The following is a 17,186-nucleotide window of genomic DNA, read 5'->3' on the forward strand; positions in this document are numbered from 1 at the left end:
CCCTTGTGGCGCAACGCGAGTGCGCGTCAACGCGCATCTACACAACTGTGCGCGTATCATGGGAAGGTAAATCGAACGGAGGATTTTGGAAGGGTTATTTCACCATCCGGAACGGCCATAAACTGCTTGACAATATACGCTTGAACTTTAGTTATACTACGATCGTCACCCGGCCGAAAAGGCCGACCGATGCGAATAGACCGGCCGATGCATCCTGCCGATCAGGCTGTCCGATGCACCCGCCCGCGCAAGATCGGAATCCGCATAGCATGAGCACGCAGAACAGACTGGTACACGAATACGACAAGTTTCTGGATTGCGTGCACTGCGGACTGTGTCTTCCCGCCTGTCCGACCTATACCGAACTCGGCGTGGAAATGGACTCCCCCCGCGGCCGCATCCACCTGATGCGGGCCTACGCGGACGGGCGTATCGAACTGACGGATCACTTCGAGACGCATATAAGCGGGTGCCTGGACTGCCGGGCCTGCGAAACGGCCTGTCCCGCGGGCGTCCACTACGGCAGCCTCGTGGAAGCAGCCCGGGCGGAGATCGTTGAGAAGCGGCCCCGACCCTTGCTCGGCCGGTTGTTCCGGAACCTGGTGTTCGAACGGTTGTTGCCGTCGCGTTTCCTGCTCTCCGTGGTTTTCCTGCCTTTACGCTGGTACCAGGCGCTTGGCATACAAAAACTCGCTCGCAGGGTGGGTCTGACGAAACTACTCCCTTCCCGACTGCGCGGCATGGAGGCCATGATGCCGGACATGCCCAGCACTTCGATGAAGGCGGAGCTACGACCGTTCTCCCCGGCACGGGAGACGGCGGCCTACCGGGTGGGCCTGGTTACTGGATGCGTGATGAACGAGATGTTCACCCACGTGAACACCGCTACGGTCCGCGTGTTGAACGAAAACGGGTGCGACGTGGTCCTACCCGATGCCCAGACCTGCTGCGGGGCGCTTCAGGTACACAGCGGGGAGCGCGAGGTGGCCGAATCACTGGCCCGCAGGAACATCGATGTATTTGAGCAGGCGGAAGTGGATGCCGTCATCATCAACGCCGCGGGATGCGGCGCGCAGTTGAAGGAGTACGGCGACCTGCTGGCCGGGGATCCCGACTACCACGACCGTGCCCGCGTCTTTGCGGACAAAGTCAAAGACGTTCACGAGTTTCTCGCAGGGATACCAGTCAGGGCGGACATGGGACCGGTCCGGGCACGGGTCGCCTATCACGATGCCTGCCACCTCGCCCACGGACAGCGAGTCCGCGATGAGCCCCGGGACCTGCTGAGCCTGATTCCCGGCCTCGAGCTCGTCGAACTGGAAGAATCGGACTGGTGCTGCGGCAGCGCCGGTATTTATAACATTACCCATCCCGCCATGGCGGACCGGCTGCTCGCGCGCAAGATGAACCACGTCAAGCAGGCTGCGCCCGACGTGGTGGCCACCGGCAATCCCGGCTGCATCCTGCAGATCCGGCACGGCATAAACCGGGACGGCGGGGAGATCGAGGTCCTTCACCCGGTGGAACTGCTCGACCGGGCCTACCGCTTGAAGCACGAGGAAGAAGCGAACGTTCGGCAAGCCGCATCAGACGGAGCGTAGCCAGTTCAATGGCGAACGGGTTCCAGCTCGTCGCCGCAAATCCCACAGGAGCGTTACCCGCCATGCCTGTTTTCGAGTACCACTGCACATATTGTGACGATGATTTCGAAATGCTCGTAATGAACGCGGCCGCATCGGAAAGCATTTCCTGTCCCACGTGCTCAGCAGACGACGTGTTCAGGAAGTTCTCCACTTTCGCTACGGCTACATCGGCAAAAGAATCCGCGGCTACCGCGGCAACACCGGCACCTGTTCCCTCCTCGTCTTGCGGACCAGGCTGCGGATGCCATCATTAGTCTCATGGAATCCCTTTGCAGGACGCCAGTGTATTCGGGCCGGTTTCCCTACCCGCGGCACGGAACCGCCGACCGCCCCAATACGGACAGAAGCGCATGCAAATAGACGTTAAAATCGGACGGATCGGATCGGAAGCCGACATCACCGTGATCATTGGGCTGTTCAAAGAGGAACAGCTCGAGGAGAGCGACGCCGAGGTCATGGAACCCGCGTTGCACCGGTATCTGCAGGATGTACTGGCCCTGGGAGATTTCAAGGGCGGAGACCAGGAAGTCGCGGTGCTTTATCCGCTCGGCCAGGCGCCGCCGGGCCGTATTATCCTCGTGGGACTCGGATCGCGCGATGAATTCTCCCTTGAAACGGCACGGCGCGCATCCGGCGTAGCCGTCAGAAGGGCGCTGAAACTCGGGGTATCCGAACTGTCCATAACCGTGCACGGACCGGGCGGACCAGACGGTCCCGGCGCACCGGTATTCGAGCTTAGGGATTGCGCTCAGGCCACAGTGGAAGGCCTGTTGCTTGGCGCATACCGTTACGACGACTTCAAGACCGGCGATGAAGATCGACCCGGGCTCGATTCGGTGGCCGTCGTGACACCGCAACGGGCGCAGGCCTATGAGATCAGGGACGGGATTGAAGACGGTCAGATAAGCGCCGAGGGCACAACCCTGGCACGGGACCTCTCCAACGCGCCCGGCAATGCGATGACCCCGCGCAAGCTGGCCGCCGCCGCCCGGAATATGGCCGGGGAAACCGGACTGAAATGCCGCGTCCTGACGCGGAAGGACATCGCAAACGAGCGCATGGGCGCCCTGCTCGCCGTCAATGCCGGCAGCGAGGAGCCGCCTCGATTCATCGTGCTGGAACACGGCGAAGCGACCGACGGGACGGATACACTGGTATTCATCGGCAAGGGCATCACATTCGACAGCGGCGGCATATCGATCAAATCTAGCGGCGGCATGGAGGATATGAAGCACGACATGTCCGGTGCGGCCGCCGTGATCGGCGCGATGCGGTCCATCGCCCTGTCTAAACCTTCCGTTCACGTGGTGGGACTCGTTCCGGCCACCGAAAACCTCCCGGACGGCAGGGCGCTGAAACCCGGCGACATCATCACGACCCGCTCGGGCAAGACGATCGAAGTGATCAACACCGATGCCGAAGGGCGCCTCGTACTCGCCGACGCCCTGGAGTACGCGGAGCGGTACAATCCAGCCGCGGTGGTCGATCTGGCCACGTTGACGGGGGCGTGCGTGGTCGCCCTCGGCCACGCCGCCACGGGGATGATGGGAAACGACGACGGGTTGCAGGACCGGGTCCGGACGGCCGGAGAGACCGCGGGAGAGCGGGTCTGGCCGCTTCCGCTGTGGCAGGACTACCACGACCAGATCAAGAGCCATATCGCCGACGTGAAGAACACCGGGGGACGGTGGGCCGGCGCGCTGACCGCGGGCGCGTTCCTGGCGAAGTTCGTCGAACGTCCCTGGGTGCACCTGGACATCGCGGGGACCGCGTATACGGATGCGAGCAAGCCATATTGCCCGAAAGGAGCCACAGGAGTGGGGGTGCGACTGCTGCTGCAACTGGCAAAGGACTGGAAGAGCTGATCCATGCGCATCGTACAACTCTCCGACCCCCATATCGTTCCAGCGGCGCAACAGCCCGTACACGGCCAGGACACGCTGGGACGACTTCAGGCCGCCATAGATGCGGTTAACCGGTTGAGCCCCGCACCCGATCTGGTCGTCATGACGGGCGATCAGAGCAATGATGGGTCCGAAGCATCCTACCTGACGCTGAAAAGCACCCTTTCCAGCCTACGCTTTCCCTGTCACATGGCCATGGGCAATCACGATTACAGGCCGGTTTTCCGCCGGATCATGCTGGACGAATCCACCGCGAATCCGGCCCCGTATTTCTACACGCTGGATCGGTGCGGCCACCGGATAATCGTGCTCGATACCTACGACGAGGGGGAGGTGGAGGGAAGACTGGACGACGTTCAACTGGACTGGTTGGAACAGGAGCTTTCATACGATTTGCCGGCCACTGTGTGCATGCACCACCCGCCGGTACCGGTGGGCGTCCCGTGGATGGATAAGCTGATTCTGAAGGATGGTGGCCGGTTTGTTCGGATGTGCAACGCCCATGCATCATTGCGGCTGATTCTGTGCGGTCACCTCCACTACGACTTTCGCATCGAACTGGATCATGCGACGGTCCTTATCGCTCCTAGCGTGGGCCTGCAGTTCCGCAAGGACCCCGTGGTCAAGCCGGACGGCACCCGCGTCATCGCGACGGACGAACCCGCGGCGTTCCGCATCGTCGACATCGACGGTCCGCGCTGGAAGACCTCGATACACCAGCTCACCCTGTAACCGTCTCCAATCCGGACCCGGTACATGTTGATCGATGATCTGAGAGCAATACAGGCACGTCACGGGTTTCTGCCGGAAGAGGAATTGAAATCCCTTTCGGAACGCAAGGGCATACCGCTTTACGAAATCCATGGCGTGGCCGGTTTTTATCCGCACTTCCGGCAGGAACCGCCTCCCTCGGCCGACCTGCGCGTTTGTACCGATCTTTCTTGCCATCTCCACGGGGCCTGCGACGTGCTGGAGACCCTGCGGGAATCCGTGCGCTATGCCGGTCTGGACCAGTGGGAGGTCTCCGCGATTTCCTGTCTCGGCCAGTGCGACGGCGCGCCGGCGGTCTCGATCAACGGTCGCAGCTACCGGTCCATGACCGGGGAGCGGCTCGGCCGGTACGTTTCCCGCCTGGCCGCCGACGGGAAGATCGCTCGCCAGCCCGTCAGGCGAACGATCAAACCGGGTTTCATCGATCCCTATGATCACCCGCTGGCCGCGGAATCCCTGAAACAGTGGGTCTCGCGCGGTGATGCGGAGGGGCTGGTGCAGACCATCAAAGATAGCGGACTGCGCGGCATGGGCGGGGCCGGATTCCCGACCGGCGTCAAGTGGGACCTCGTACGTAAAACGGCCTCCGACGTCAAGTACGCGATCTGCAATGCGGATGAGAGCGAACCGGGCACGTTCAAGGACCGCGAGATCCTCTACCACTACCCCCATCTCGTCGTCGAGGGCCTGATCCTGGGCGGTCTCGCCGTAGGGGCCGATCGGGGATACCTGTTCCTGCGCCACGAATATGACCGTGAGCGCGAAGTGCTTGAAAGGACGATCAAGGCGTTCTATACGGCCGGATACCTGGGCGACGGCGTGCTGGATTCGGCGCATTCGTTTCATCTCGAGATATTCGACAGTCCGGGAGGATACATCTGCGGCGAGGAGACGGCCCTGCTCGAAGCGATGGAAGGGAAAAGGGCCGAGCCCCGCAACAAGCCGCCGTTTCCCGGCACGCACGGGCTTCACGGACAACCCACGCTGATCAACAACGTCGAGACCTTCGCGTGGGTGCCTGCCATCCTGCGGCGCGGCGCCGACTGGTTCCGGTCCCAGGGGGTAAACGGCGCAGTCGGACGCAAGTACATCGCCCTGAGCGGCCACGTCAACCGGCCCGGCGTATACGAGATTCCACTCGGAACCAGGGTCTGCGATCTCATTCGGGACTACGGGGGCGGCGTTGCCGGAGGACGCGATCTTATGGCCTTCTCTCCCGGTGGCACGTCATCGGGTTTCCTGCCGGCGTCCTTGGCGGATCTCCCCCTGGATTTCAAACCGCTCGCCGATGCCGGTTCCATGCTGGGTTCCGGGGCGGTCATCGCACTGGCCGAAGGAACGGACATGGTGGACCTCGCCCGGAACGCGGTGTCGTTCTTCCGCAACGAGTCCTGCGGCAAGTGCGTGCCCTGCCGTATGGGCACGGAACACCTGGTCAAGTTGCTGGACACGATCATGGAGGGAGATGCCCGGTCCGACGCGCTGGAACCCGTGGCGGACGTCGCCGAGGCGTTGGAGCTCACCTCGATCTGCGGCTTGGGCCAGGCCGCTGCGCTGCCCCTTACCTCGGTGCTCCGGCATTTTCCTTCCGCCTTCGCATCGCGCGGCTGTCAACCGGCTGGCCTTGGAGAAAACACCGGGGGCGGTCCGGATGAATAGTCGCACCGTCACGCTGACCATCGACGGCAGAAGCCTGACCGCGCCGGTCGGCGCCACGATCTGGGAAGCGGCGCGCTCCGCCGGAATCGACATCCCCACCCTGTGCCACGATCCCAAACTCGAACCGGTCGCCGTGTGCCGTGTCTGCGTGGTCGACGTGGAGAATGCCCGCACATTGCCGGCGGCCTGTATCCGGCAGGTCGAAGATGGCATGGCCGTGCGCACGGACACGGACCGGGTGCGCAGGGCGCGCCGGACTCTCGTGGAACTGCTGGAGTCCGGGCAGCCGCACGCGGATGACCGGCGCAAGCCCGCCGAACAGGACGAACTCGCGCGCCTGGGGTTTCAACTCCAATCCGACCCGTCGCGGTTCGCCGCCACAAGCCCGAATCCGCCGACGTCGCCCGACCTTTCCTCGCCCGTCATCGCGGTGGACCTGAACGCGTGCATCCTGTGCGACCGGTGCATCCGTGCTTGCGACGACGTGCAGGTGAACGACGTCATCGGCCGAACGGGCAAGGGCTGCGATACGCGGATCGCCTTCGACAACGGCCTGCCGCTGGGCGGGTCTTCCTGCGTGTCCTGCGGTGAATGCGTGGCCACCTGTCCCACCGGCGCTCTCACCGACAAGCGACTGGTCGATACCTCGGCGAACGGGTCCGGCTCCGTGGCGAATGAATCCGGTGCCGCCGCGAACGTCCCCGAAGCAGCCGACCCCAACACCGCGCCGGAAGGCCCCGACGCCACGTCTAAATTCCCCGAAGAAACCGAGCCGGATACGCGGCAGGTCGATTCCATCTGCCCCTATTGCGGCGTGGGTTGCGGGGTCTCGTACCACGTGCGTAACGGCCGTATCGAGGGCGTCACCGGCAGGGACGATACCCATACCGAAGGCCGGCTGTGCGTCAAGGGGCGGTACGGTTACGACTACACACACCATCCCCAGCGGCTCACGAAGCCCCTGATCCGCCGGGAAGGAGCCTATCCGAAACAACCGCTGTCGGCGGATTTCAAGGACTATCGGGACTTCCGCCGTTCTCTCCGTTCGCCGGAATGGAACGACCGCATTCGGGAGGTGTTCCGCGAGGCTGAATGGGACGAGGCGCTGGACCTGGCGGCGCGCAGGCTGCTGGAGATCAAAAACACGCTGGGTCCGGGCGCGCTGGCGGGTTTCGGCTCGGCCAAGGTGACCAATGAAGAAGCCTACCTGTTCCAAAAACTGATCCGGGTGGTCTTCGGCACCAACAACGTCGACCACTGCACGCGTCTCTGCCACGCCTCGTCCGTGGCGGCCCTCACCGAGGCGATCGGCAGCGGGGCGGTCTCCAACGCCTTCCAGGAAGTCCTTGAAACCGATGTCATCTTTGTGATCGGTTCCAACACGGAAGACAACCACCCCGTCGCCGCATCCTACATGAAACAGGCCGTGGCACGAGGCGTCAGGATGATCGTGCTCGACCCCCGGCGGCCGACCATTGCCGACCACGCGACCCGGTACGTACGGTTCAAGCCCGGCACGGACATCGCGCTGCTGAACGGGCTGATGCACGTGATCCTGCGGGAGGGCCTCCAGGACCGGGATTTCATCGCGCAACGGACCGAACACTTCGAGGCCCTGGAACCCTTCCTGGCAAGCTATACGCCCGAGATGGCATCCCGGATAACGGGCGTTCCGCCTTCGGTGATCGAGGAAGTAGCCCTGGAGTACGGCCGGGCGGAGCGCGCGATGATCTTCTGGGGCATGGGCATCAGCCAGCACGTCAACGGCACGGACAATGCGAGGGCGCTGATCTCCCTCTGCCTCATGACGGGCAACATCGGCCGCCGGGGTACGGGCCTGCACCCACTTCGGGGCCAGAACAACGTGCAGGGCGCATCCGACGTGGGACTGATTCCGAGGTTTTATCCCGGCTACCAGTCCGCGGACGACCCGGAGGTGAGAAAGCGTTTCGAGGATGCTTGGGATACCACGCTCGACCCAAACTCCGGACTGACGGTCGTGGAAATCATGCATGGCGCCCTCGACGGAAGCATCGCGGGCATGCTCATGATGGGCGAGAATCCCTTCCTTTCGGACCCGAACATGAACAAGGTCAGAAAGGCCCTGCAGCAGCTCTCGTTCCTCGTCGTGCAGGACGTCTTCCTGACGGAGACCGCGGAGTTCGCCGACGTAATCCTGCCTGCCTCCACCGCGGCGGAGAAGCGGGGGACTTACGTCAACACGAACCGCATGGTGCAGATCGGCAGGCAGGCGATCGAGCCGCCCGGCGAGGCCCGCCTGGACGGGGACATCCTGATCGACCTGGCCAACCGGATGATCCGCATGGAACAGGTGGAGAGCGGCCCGCAATGGGCATACGACGGACCGGAATCGGTCTGGGATGAAATCGTCGCATTGACCCCCATATTCCAGGGCATCACCTACGAGGCGATGGAACGGGAAACCGTGGTCTGGCCCCTGGAAGAACCCGTGCTTTTCACCGGCTCCTTTCCCCGGGGCCGGGGCCGGTTCACGCCCGTATCTTTCGCCCCGCCGGACGAAATGCCGGACGACGCATACCCCTTCGTTCTGAACACCGGTCGCGTCCTGGAGCACTGGCACACGGGCACCATGACCCGCCGCGCCCGGGCCCTCGACGCCATCTCGCCGGAGCCCTTCGTCGAGATGACGCCCGGGGACCTGGAACGCCTGGGCGTCGAAGAGGGCGACCCGGTGGCCGTATCCTCCCGCCGGGGCGCTATAACCCTCAAGGCGAGGGCTTCCAACCGCGTTGCTGACGGCAACGTCTTCATCCCCTTCCACTTCAAGGAAGCCGCGGCCAACATCCTGACCAACGATGCCCTGGACCCCGACGGCAAAATCCCCGAATTCAAGTTCTGCGCGGTGGCCGTGAAGCCTGTGCCATCGAGTGATTAGCAAACACCTCACGCAGTCCGCCAACACGACGCATCCTTGTTCCGTTCTGTTGCTCCGCGGATCATGACGCGCCTGGCGCCTCGTATGAGGATCAGGAAATGAAACTATCTCGTTCCGCCATTCGTAGTAGGGTTGTGAACACGACCGAGAGCGGCGCAAGCGCAACGGGTTTCGAGTTCGACGAGACGTACCGGACGCATAATCGGCGGATTCTCGCACTTTGCAGATATCTACTGAAGTCCGTGTCCGACGCCGAGGACGCGACCCAGGAAGTCTTTCTCCGTGCATACCGGAACCGGTCCACCATGGACGCGTCGAAGTCGCCCCTTAACTGGCTGCTCAAGACCGCGACCAACCACTGTCTCGACCGGTTGCGGCGCCGAAACCGCGAGGTGAATTTCTATGAATCCGCCGATCCCGACCAGGTCGGCCCGTCGAAGGTTTCCGAGGATACGCTGGAGATCATGGTGCGGGCGGAAAAAGGACACCAGGTGCGATCGGCGATACAGTCGCTCCCGGACCGGTACCGCGTGCCGCTCGTGCTGGCCTACTACAACGAGTTCACCTACGATGAAATCGGCCAAGCGCTTAATCTGAACCGAAACACGGTGGCGACGCTGATTTACCGAGCCAGAAGACGATTGCGAGAGGAGTTGACCGGATTATGCCGACCATGACCAACGAATCGTTGCACCAGGACGCGTGTCCATCCGAAATCGTCTGCTCGACCTATGCCGATGGCGAGCTGGCCGGTTCCGAAGCACGGTCGTTCACTGCTCACCTTGAAAGCTGCCCCCGGTGCCAGGGCCTCGTACAGGCGTTCCGCAAGGAAAGAGACGTACTCTTCGAAGTAATTGGAAACGCGGAAGCTTTTCTGGCTGAAACGCAACCGGCCCCGGTCTCCGCGCCTTCGCCCATCCACACCTTGAAGCTGCTGGGGCTCGTCATTGGACTCGCGGCATTGATGCGCATGGGAATTGGCTGGGTGATGGGACTGGAACTTCCATGGAGTATCGAGTGGCTGAATCCACTGAACGTTTCCGGTCAGTTGTCCATACTGTTCAGCACCGGTAATTATTTCATCGAATACTACCAGAATGGAGGTACGACCATGGTTACACTGATAAGCGATGTAGGCCTGGCTGTCGCGTTCATCATGCTGCTGGGTTCGTTGTATCTTCTGTTCCGGAGGCCGATCGGCACGTTGGTTGTGCTTGGAGGGCTGCTGTTGGTTTTGGGATACGTCCGCCCCGCGGAAGCCATCGAAATACGGTCCAGCGAGAACATCTCCGTGGATGCCGGAGAGATCGTCGACGACACTTTCGTCGCCTTCGGCCGCACGGTCAGGATCGACGGAGAGGTGACCGGAGATCTGATTGCCTTCGCCCAGTCGATCGAAATCTCGGGTTCGGTCCTGGGGGATATCTACACATTCGGCAGGACCATCGAGGTAGAAGGACAGGTGGGCGGCGGATTCGCCGGGTTCGGCCAGGTCATTCGCATAGGAAATTCGATCGGTCAGAGTGTCTACGGATTTGCACAGTCGCTCCGGTCCAGCCCTGACGCAACGATCGAGGGAGACCTCTTCGCGTTCGGGGAGAACATCATTGTAGGTGGATCAGTCGGCCGGAACGTTACGGTGTTCGGCAAGACGCTGACGATATCGGGCGAGGTGAAGCGGGACGTTACTTTCGCAGGCCGCCTGGCAACGGTCCAGTCTTCCGCATCCATCGGCGGGGACATCGACGTGGGGTTGCCCGACGAGGATAGCCTGGAGGTGGATTCTGCCGCGATCGTTGGCGGCGAAACCATCGTGGAAGTTCCCGAACTGGATCAGGACGAGGGTGAGGACGGGCTTTTGTCAGCCTGGACCATTGCTTGGACGGCCCTTTGGCTGGTCACGGCGTTCCTGTCGGGCCTGCTGCTGCTCTGGGCGCTTCCCGTGCTCCGGCGCGTACCGCTGGACAATCTTACCGGCATACTTACGTCCGCGGGACTCGGGTTCGTGCTGGTCACGGCCACGCCGGTCCTGGCGGTCGTGCTCGCCGTGACGTTCATCGGGCTGCCCGCAGGACTGGTCATTGCCGCTGTATGGGCATTGAGCCTTTACGTGTCCAAGATCGTCGTGGCCCATTTCCTGGGTAACGCGCTGTTGCGGCCGAAACAGGAGGGCGTCCGTGCACTGTTGCTTCCCCTCCTCGCCGGTCTGGTGCTGGTCCTGATCGCCGTCAGCCTGCCCTACGTGGGCTGGGTCATCAATCTGCTGCTGGTCATCATCGGCATGGGCGCCATGGGGCAAGCGCTGTACCGGAGCGCAGGAAACCGGGTGGCCGCGGCCTGACCTTCACAGAACGGGCCTGGATTCGAGGCGTTGATGGATCTGCACATCATCCGCGCCTCGAATTCGCCGGTTGAGAAACCTCACGTGACGTACCCGGTCCAGAAGGCCCGGCCCCATTCGCTGTCCGCGTCACTCCATTCGTCTCGCCAGTCGGAAAGCCTGGAGCGAAGGGCTGCAAGCCGATCGGCATGAGCAGCTTCACCGGCCAGATTGCGGCATTCAAGCGGGTCGCGTTCCAGGTCGAACAGCTGGGTCGTCCGGCACCCGTCGACCACGTATTCGATCAGTTTGAACCGGTCGTCCTTCACCATCCGCTGCCACTGGCGGTAGGCCGCGAACAGCGTGTCCCTCGGGCGTGCGCCGGGATCATATAACGCCGGCGCCAGACTCACCCCCTCCACGGAATCGGGCGTGTCCATTCCCGTCAGATCGCACAGGGTGGGAAAGATATCGAGCAGGTAAGCGAAGGCGCTGCGCCGGACACCGCGCGGGATGCCGGGCCCGGAGAAGACCAGGGGCACGCGTATGCTGTGCTCGTAGAGATTCTGCTTGCCGAACAGCCCGTGCTGGCCGATCGCCAGGCCGTTGTCCCCGGTGAAGACGACGATAGTGTCGTCCGCCATGCCGCGGTCTTCCAGCGCCTGCATGACCCGTCCCATCTGCGCGTCGAGGTGGGTGATCATCGCGTAGTATTCGGCGATGTGGCGCCGCACGCTCGCCGGATCACGCGGGAACGTCTCCAGGACTTCGTCTCTAACCTTCAGGTCGCCGTTATCGAAGGGGTGGCCGCCCATGAAGTTCTGAGGCAGCGGGATGGCTTCGGGATCATACAGGTCCAGGAACTCCCGGGGCATCGTCCGGGGGTCGTGGGGCGCCATGAACGAGACATACATGAAAAAGGGATCTTCGGAATCATACCCCTTCAGCCAATCGGCGGCGCAGTCTGCGAAGATCTCGCTGGAGTGCCGCCCGGCGTGCACGTGGTCCCCCTTCCGTATATTTACTTCGTTCGAGCGGAAGGCATCCGGACACTGAGGCAGCCTGCCTTCGTACTTCCCCTCCGGGTCGTAGTCGAAGACCGGTACGTTCCAGTGGTCGTCCATGCCCCCGAAGAAGATCTCCGCGCCGTCCGAAAAACTGCGGGCGTATGACGAGACGCCGTTGTGCCACTTGCCCGTACCCCAGGTGCGGTAGCCGTGTGACCGCAGGTATTCCCCCATCAGTGCGTGCTCCGGCGGAATGTCCGCGCCGGCGCCGTCGAGATGAAACAGCGTGCGGCCGGTATGCAGCATGGCCCGGCTGGGCATGCATACGGCGGCCGAGGTACCCCCGGGGATATGGGCGTGCGTAAATGACACGCCCCGATCGACCAGCCGGTCCATGGCGGGCGTGTGAACAAGGGGATTCCCCAGCGCGTGAATCGTATCGAAACGCTGGTCGTCGGTAAAAAAGAACAGGATATTGGGTTTGCCGCGGTTCAATTCGCGTCCCTTTCCAGGCTAAGGATTCGTACGGCTGAAGTCTCCCGAGGATTCATCGTGAAACTGGAATTTAACGGGTTCGAATGATCAAAGTCAAACCGGTTAGTCGGTCGGGGACAACGATCTGTTCTCCTTTTGCAGGTCCGCCTTCCGCCCTATATTGCGGAATCGTCAGGAGAACACGGGCACTCACGGCGGGTCCGAAACGACCGGATCCGGCCGCCGAAGACTCAGACCGAAAGCGAGCAACCTATCGCCACGGCAAGGACATCAAAGGTATATCGATTGCGCGTGGACGATATCGAGGTGGAAGTCCACCGTAAGCGAATCCGGCACCTTTACCTCAGGGTTGGGCCTCCCGATGGACGCCTGAGGGTCTCCGCGCCGCTCCGCATCGGCGATGATTCGATCCGCCAGGTCGTGGTAAAACGGATGCCCTGGGTCCGGCGGCAGCAGGAAAGACAGCGCCAAAGGGAACGGGAATCCGCCCGGTCCTGGGTGTCGGGCGAGCGCCATTACGTGGAGGGCATCGGCCGCGTATTGAACGTCACCACCCACGAAGGACCGCCGCACGTCGGTCTCCTGGGCGATTCGACGCTGGAAATGCGCGTTCGTCCGGGTACCGGCCGGGATGAGCGGGCGGACCTGCTCGCCGCGTGGTACCGCGAGAGGTTGAAGACGAGCATCCCGCGCCTGATCGCGGTGTGGGAACCGTTCATGGGCGTTAAGGTGAAGGAATGGCGGATCCGTAAGATGAGCACCCGCTGGGGAAGCTGCAGCGTCCGAAACGGCCGGATCTGGCTGAGCCTGGAGCTGGCCAAGAAGCCGATGCGATGCCTCGAGTACGTGATCGTTCACGAAATGGCCCACCTGATCGAGCCCTCCCACAATCGCCGCTTCTGGGGCATCCTCGACCGGCACCTGCCCGATTGGCGCGCGCGAAGGGACGAGCTGAACCGGTTCCCGATTATGGACGGCAAGGACTGAAATCACCGCCTGGTGATCGTTGTCGTCCGCCCTCCCGCCAGCCCTTCCGCCAGCCAGAAATACCTTGTGCAACACCCCCTTACGGCCTATTTTCAGTCCGGCGTTTCGGATCGTGAGATATGCCCTTCAGGCAGCGATTCCAGGATGCCTGGCGCCTGTAATTCGGCAGAACGCTTCGTAAACTGTTTAACCTGTGGAGCATCGATTTTCCTGTGTCTGGCCAGATGTTCAAGCCCTTTGACGGAAAGATGGAATACCCCGCCATGGAGGAGCGTATACTCGCATGGTGGGCGGAGCATCGAGTTTTCGACAAGTTGCGCGCGCAATTGGCGGATCGCCCCACCTGGTCCTTCATCGACGGCCCGATTACCGCCAACAACGCCATGGGCGTCCACCACGCCTGGGGCCGGACCTACAAGGATATGTACTGCCGCTACAAGGCCATGAAGGGGTTCAACCAGCGGTGGCAGAACGGGTTCGACTGCCAGGGACTCTGGGTGGAAGTTGAGGTCGAACGGGCGCTGGGATTCGATTCGAAGCGGGATATCGAGACCTTCGGCCTCGCGGAGTTTTCCCGGGCGTGCCGCGCGAGGGTGGACGAGTATGCGGAGCGGATCACCCGGCAGTCCATCCGCATGGGCCACTGGATGCAGTGGTACCATGAAGACGGCCATCCGGCGTCCTACTTCACGCTGGACGACAACAACATCGAACATATCTGGCATTTTCTCAAGGCCTGCGACGCCCGGAAATGGCTGTACAGGGGCCACCGGTCCATGCCCTGGTGCTGGCGGTGCGGAACCAGCCTGAGCCAGCACGAACTGGTGGACTCCTACCAGGAACAGACCGACCCATCCTGTTTCTTCCGCTGCCGCGTCGGCGGCCGTGAAGACGAGTACTTCCTGGTCTGGACCACCACGCCGTGGACCCTGACCGCCAACACGGCCCTGGCGCTGCACCCGGAAGCCGAATATGCGAAGGCGGTCCTGGACGGCGCGCACTACTACCTGATGAAATCGCTCGTCGACACGGTATTGCCGCCGGAAGCCGAAGTCGTCGAGACGGTAAAGGGGGAGGACCTGATCGGCCTTCCGTTCCACGGTCCGCTGGAGGATCTTCCGGCGCAGCGGGAGGTCAACCGTGCCACCGTCCCGTGGGACATGGTTTCGGACGAGGAAGGCACGGGGATCGTCCATATCGCGCCGGGTTGCGGCGCCGAGGACTACCAGCTCGGACAGGAACTGGGCCTGGACATCATCGTGCCGATCGACGAAAACGGCTATTTCACGGACGACATCGGTCCGCTCGCGGCCACCCATGTACGGGATTCGGCCGAGGGCGTCCGGCGCGAGCTGGAATCCAGGGGCGTGCTGTTCCGCTGGGAAGACTACACGCACCGGTATCCCTTCTGCTGGCGGTGCAAGACGCCCCTGGTCTTCCGCCTGGCCGACGAGTGGTTCATTTCCGCGGACGAGATCAAGGCGCCGATGAAGCGGGCCGCCGCCACGGTCCGGTGGGTACCCGAGTACAGCGGGCTCCTGATGCAGGACTGGCTGGACAACATGGGGGACTGGTGCATTTCGCGCCGGCGATTCTGGGGGCTGCCCCTGCCCTTTTACTGTTGCGGGAACTGCGACCATATCAATGTCATCGGCAGCACGGCCGAACTGCGTGAGCGGGCCGTGGATCCCGCGCTCGTCGACGATCTGCCCGAACTCCACCGCCCGTGGATCGACGAAATCGAGATCACCTGCGAGCGGTGCGACGAGGCCGCCCGCAGGGTGACCGAAGTGGGCGACTGCTGGCTCGATGCCGGGATCGTACCCTTTTCGACCTTGAACTATCTGCCGGAGCACAGGGGGATCGAAGGCACGATCCGGTCGGAGCGCGGACCGGAAGCCGAAAGAGACAAGGCGGGCGAGGTTTCGCCCGGTCCCGAATCCACCTGGGAATCGTGGTCTCCCGCGGACTGGATCACGGAGATGCGGGAACAGATCAGGCTCTGGTTCTATTCCCAGTTGTTCATGTCGGTGACCCTCTACGACCGGTCGCCGTTCAAGGCCGTGCTCACCTACGAAGAAATGAGGGACGAAAACGGCGAGCCCTTCAGCAAGAGCGGCGACAACGCCATCGCCGTGGAGGACGCCACGGCCCGCATGGGCGCCGACGTGATGCGGTGGCAGTACGCCAGCGCTCCGCTGAACATGGTCTTCCGGTTCGGTTACGGCCCCGCCGAGGAGGTGACCCGGAAGATGCTGCGGCTGTGGAACGTCTACGCGTTCTTCGTGACCTACGCCAACCTGCCGGATTGCCCGCCGATTTCCGCTTCCGCCCCCGCAACGGACCGCAGCGAACTCGACAGATGGGTGCTCTCGCGGCTGCATCAGCTGATTCGCCATTGCAACGACCGGATGGACCATTTCGATTCGGCCGTGGTGGTTCGCGAAACGGAACGGTTCATCGACGTGCTCTCCACCTGGTACGTCCGCCGGAGCCGGCGGCGATTCTGGAAGAGCGGCGATGACGCGGACAAGCAGTCGGCGATCCAGACGCTCTACGAAGTGCTGGTGACGATGAGCAGGCTGATCGCCCCCATACTTCCTTTCTCCGCCGAGGAACTCTACCGGAGCCTGGTCCCGCCCGTCGACCCATCGGCGCCGGAGAGCGTCCATCTTTGTGCATACCCTGAGGCTTCCGGCGAACTGATCGACCAGGATCTCATGGACGACATGGATGACCTGATGCTGGTGATCGAACTGGGCCGCTCCGCGCGGAACGAAGCCCGGATGAAGGTCCGCCAGCCGGCCAGCCGGCTGCTGGTGCAACCCGCGAACGCTCGGCAGGGCAAAACCATCGAGCGCCTGCGCTCGCAGGTGCTGGAAGAACTGAACGTGAAAGACCTGGAACTGGTCGAAAGCGAAGATGCGTTTCGCGGATACGCGGTGAAGCCGGTCTTTTCGAAGTGGGGTCCCCGGTTCGGCAAGCGGCTAAACGCCGTGCGGACGGCGCTCGAGGCACTGGACGGAGACGAGACCGGCGCGCTCGTAGCAGGCGGCGAGGTCCTTACGCTCGAGGTGGACGGTGATCGGGTCGATCTGTCGCCTGAGGAGCTCGAGGTCGAACGGGTAGACGCCGACGGGCTGTCCGTGACGTCGGACTTCGGATGCACGGTCGCCATCGACACCAGGGTAACCCGCGATCTCCTGCTCGAGGGACTGATGCGGGACTTCGTCCGCCACGTGCAGAATCTCCGCAAGGAAGCCGATTTCAACGTGGACGACCGGATCACGCTCTACTACGAGGCGGACGGTGACCTGGCCGAGGCCATCGATACCCACGCCGACTACATCAGGACGGAAACGCTGTCGACGGTGCTTCGCGACGAGCCCGTGCCCGGGGATGTCCACTCCGGCGAACTCAAACTCGGCGATCACGTCGCCCGCATCGGGGTGTTGAAGTAAGCCCCGGTTGCCTGGTGCGGTC

General features: G+C 62.8%; 10 protein-coding genes and 1 pseudogene. 10 read left to right on the forward strand and 1 reads right to left on the reverse strand.

Annotated elements, in window-relative coordinates; genetic code table 11:
* The first annotated feature begins 233 nt into the window (after nucleotides 1-233).
* The 8 genes from F4X08_07950 to F4X08_07985 all read left to right on the forward strand — a co-directional run bounded on the left by F4X08_07950 (nucleotide 234) and on the right by F4X08_07985 (nucleotide 11,235).
* Nucleotides 234-1,601, forward strand: coding sequence for a 4Fe-4S dicluster domain-containing protein (locus F4X08_07950; GenBank protein MYD25731.1), 1,368 nt, complete (start codon nucleotides 234-236; stop codon nucleotides 1,599-1,601).
* 8 nt (nucleotides 1,602-1,609) lie between these two features.
* The gene (locus tag F4X08_07955; GenBank protein ID MYD25732.1) at nucleotides 1,610-1,897 is read left to right on the forward strand and encodes a zinc ribbon domain-containing protein; all 288 of its coding nucleotides are present in this window, start codon (nucleotides 1,610-1,612) and stop codon (nucleotides 1,895-1,897) included.
* Between the two features lie 96 nt (nucleotides 1,898-1,993).
* Nucleotides 1,994-3,508: a leucyl aminopeptidase gene (locus F4X08_07960; GenBank protein ID MYD25733.1), complete on the forward strand. Its 1,515-nt coding sequence runs from the start codon at nucleotides 1,994-1,996 to the stop codon at nucleotides 3,506-3,508.
* Between the two features lie 3 nt (nucleotides 3,509-3,511).
* The gene (locus F4X08_07965; GenBank protein ID MYD25734.1) at nucleotides 3,512-4,279 is read left to right on the forward strand and encodes a phosphodiesterase; all 768 of its coding nucleotides are present in this window, start codon (nucleotides 3,512-3,514) and stop codon (nucleotides 4,277-4,279) included.
* Between the two features lie 24 nt (nucleotides 4,280-4,303).
* Entirely contained in the window at nucleotides 4,304-5,977 is a 1,674-nt protein-coding gene (gene nuoF / locus F4X08_07970) for an NADH-quinone oxidoreductase subunit NuoF (protein ID MYD25735.1), read from the forward strand.
* Nucleotides 5,970-8,894, forward strand: a complete 2,925-nt coding sequence (locus F4X08_07975; protein MYD25736.1) for a formate dehydrogenase subunit alpha — start codon at nucleotides 5,970-5,972, stop codon at nucleotides 8,892-8,894. The genes nuoF and F4X08_07975 overlap by 8 nt, the downstream gene beginning before the upstream one ends.
* Nucleotides 8,895-8,992: 98 nt before the next feature.
* Entirely contained in the window at nucleotides 8,993-9,571 is a 579-nt protein-coding gene (locus F4X08_07980; protein MYD25737.1) for an RNA polymerase sigma factor, read from the forward strand.
* Entirely contained in the window at nucleotides 9,559-11,235 is a 1,677-nt protein-coding gene (locus tag F4X08_07985; GenBank protein MYD25738.1) for a hypothetical protein, read from the forward strand. Before F4X08_07980 ends, F4X08_07985 begins: the two co-directional genes overlap by 13 nt.
* An 80-nt stretch (nucleotides 11,236-11,315) precedes the next feature.
* Here the strand turns inward: F4X08_07985 and F4X08_07990 are convergent.
* A pseudogene (locus F4X08_07990) lies at nucleotides 11,316-12,704 on the reverse strand (sulfatase-like hydrolase/transferase).
* A 147-nt stretch (nucleotides 12,705-12,851) separates the two neighbouring features.
* Here F4X08_07990 and F4X08_07995 point away from each other — a divergent pair.
* Both F4X08_07995 and F4X08_08000 read left to right on the forward strand, forming a co-directional pair.
* Nucleotides 12,852-13,703, forward strand: a complete 852-nt coding sequence (locus F4X08_07995; GenBank protein MYD25739.1) for a M48 family metallopeptidase — start codon at nucleotides 12,852-12,854, stop codon at nucleotides 13,701-13,703.
* A gap of 212 nt (nucleotides 13,704-13,915) precedes the next feature.
* Nucleotides 13,916-17,164 (forward strand): isoleucine--tRNA ligase, encoded by a 3,249-nt coding sequence (locus F4X08_08000; GenBank protein ID MYD25740.1) that lies wholly within the window; start codon nucleotides 13,916-13,918, stop codon nucleotides 17,162-17,164.
* Nucleotides 17,165-17,186: the final 22 nt, after the last annotated feature.

This window comes from Gemmatimonadota bacterium (assembly GCA_009841265.1).
GTDB lineage: Bacteria > JAAXHH01 > JAAXHH01 > JAAXHH01 > JAAXHH01 > JAAXHH01.

Bases quoted from the DNA above. Each gene is read 5' to 3' on its own strand.
- F4X08_07950 (MYD25731.1), top strand. From the start codon at position 234: ATGCACCCGCCCGCGCAAGATCGGAATCCGCATAGCATGAGCACGCAG.
- F4X08_07955 (MYD25732.1), top strand. From the start codon at position 1,610: ATGGCGAACGGGTTCCAGCTCGTCGCCGCAAATCCCACAGGAGCGTTA.
- F4X08_07960 (MYD25733.1), top strand. From the start codon at position 1,994: ATGCAAATAGACGTTAAAATCGGACGGATCGGATCGGAAGCCGACATC.
- F4X08_07965 (MYD25734.1), top strand. From the start codon at position 3,512: ATGCGCATCGTACAACTCTCCGACCCCCATATCGTTCCAGCGGCGCAA.
- nuoF (MYD25735.1), top strand. From the start codon at position 4,304: ATGTTGATCGATGATCTGAGAGCAATACAGGCACGTCACGGGTTTCTG.
- F4X08_07975 (MYD25736.1), top strand. From the start codon at position 5,970: ATGAATAGTCGCACCGTCACGCTGACCATCGACGGCAGAAGCCTGACC.
- F4X08_07980 (MYD25737.1), top strand. From the start codon at position 8,993: ATGAAACTATCTCGTTCCGCCATTCGTAGTAGGGTTGTGAACACGACC.
- F4X08_07985 (MYD25738.1), top strand. From the start codon at position 9,559: ATGCCGACCATGACCAACGAATCGTTGCACCAGGACGCGTGTCCATCC.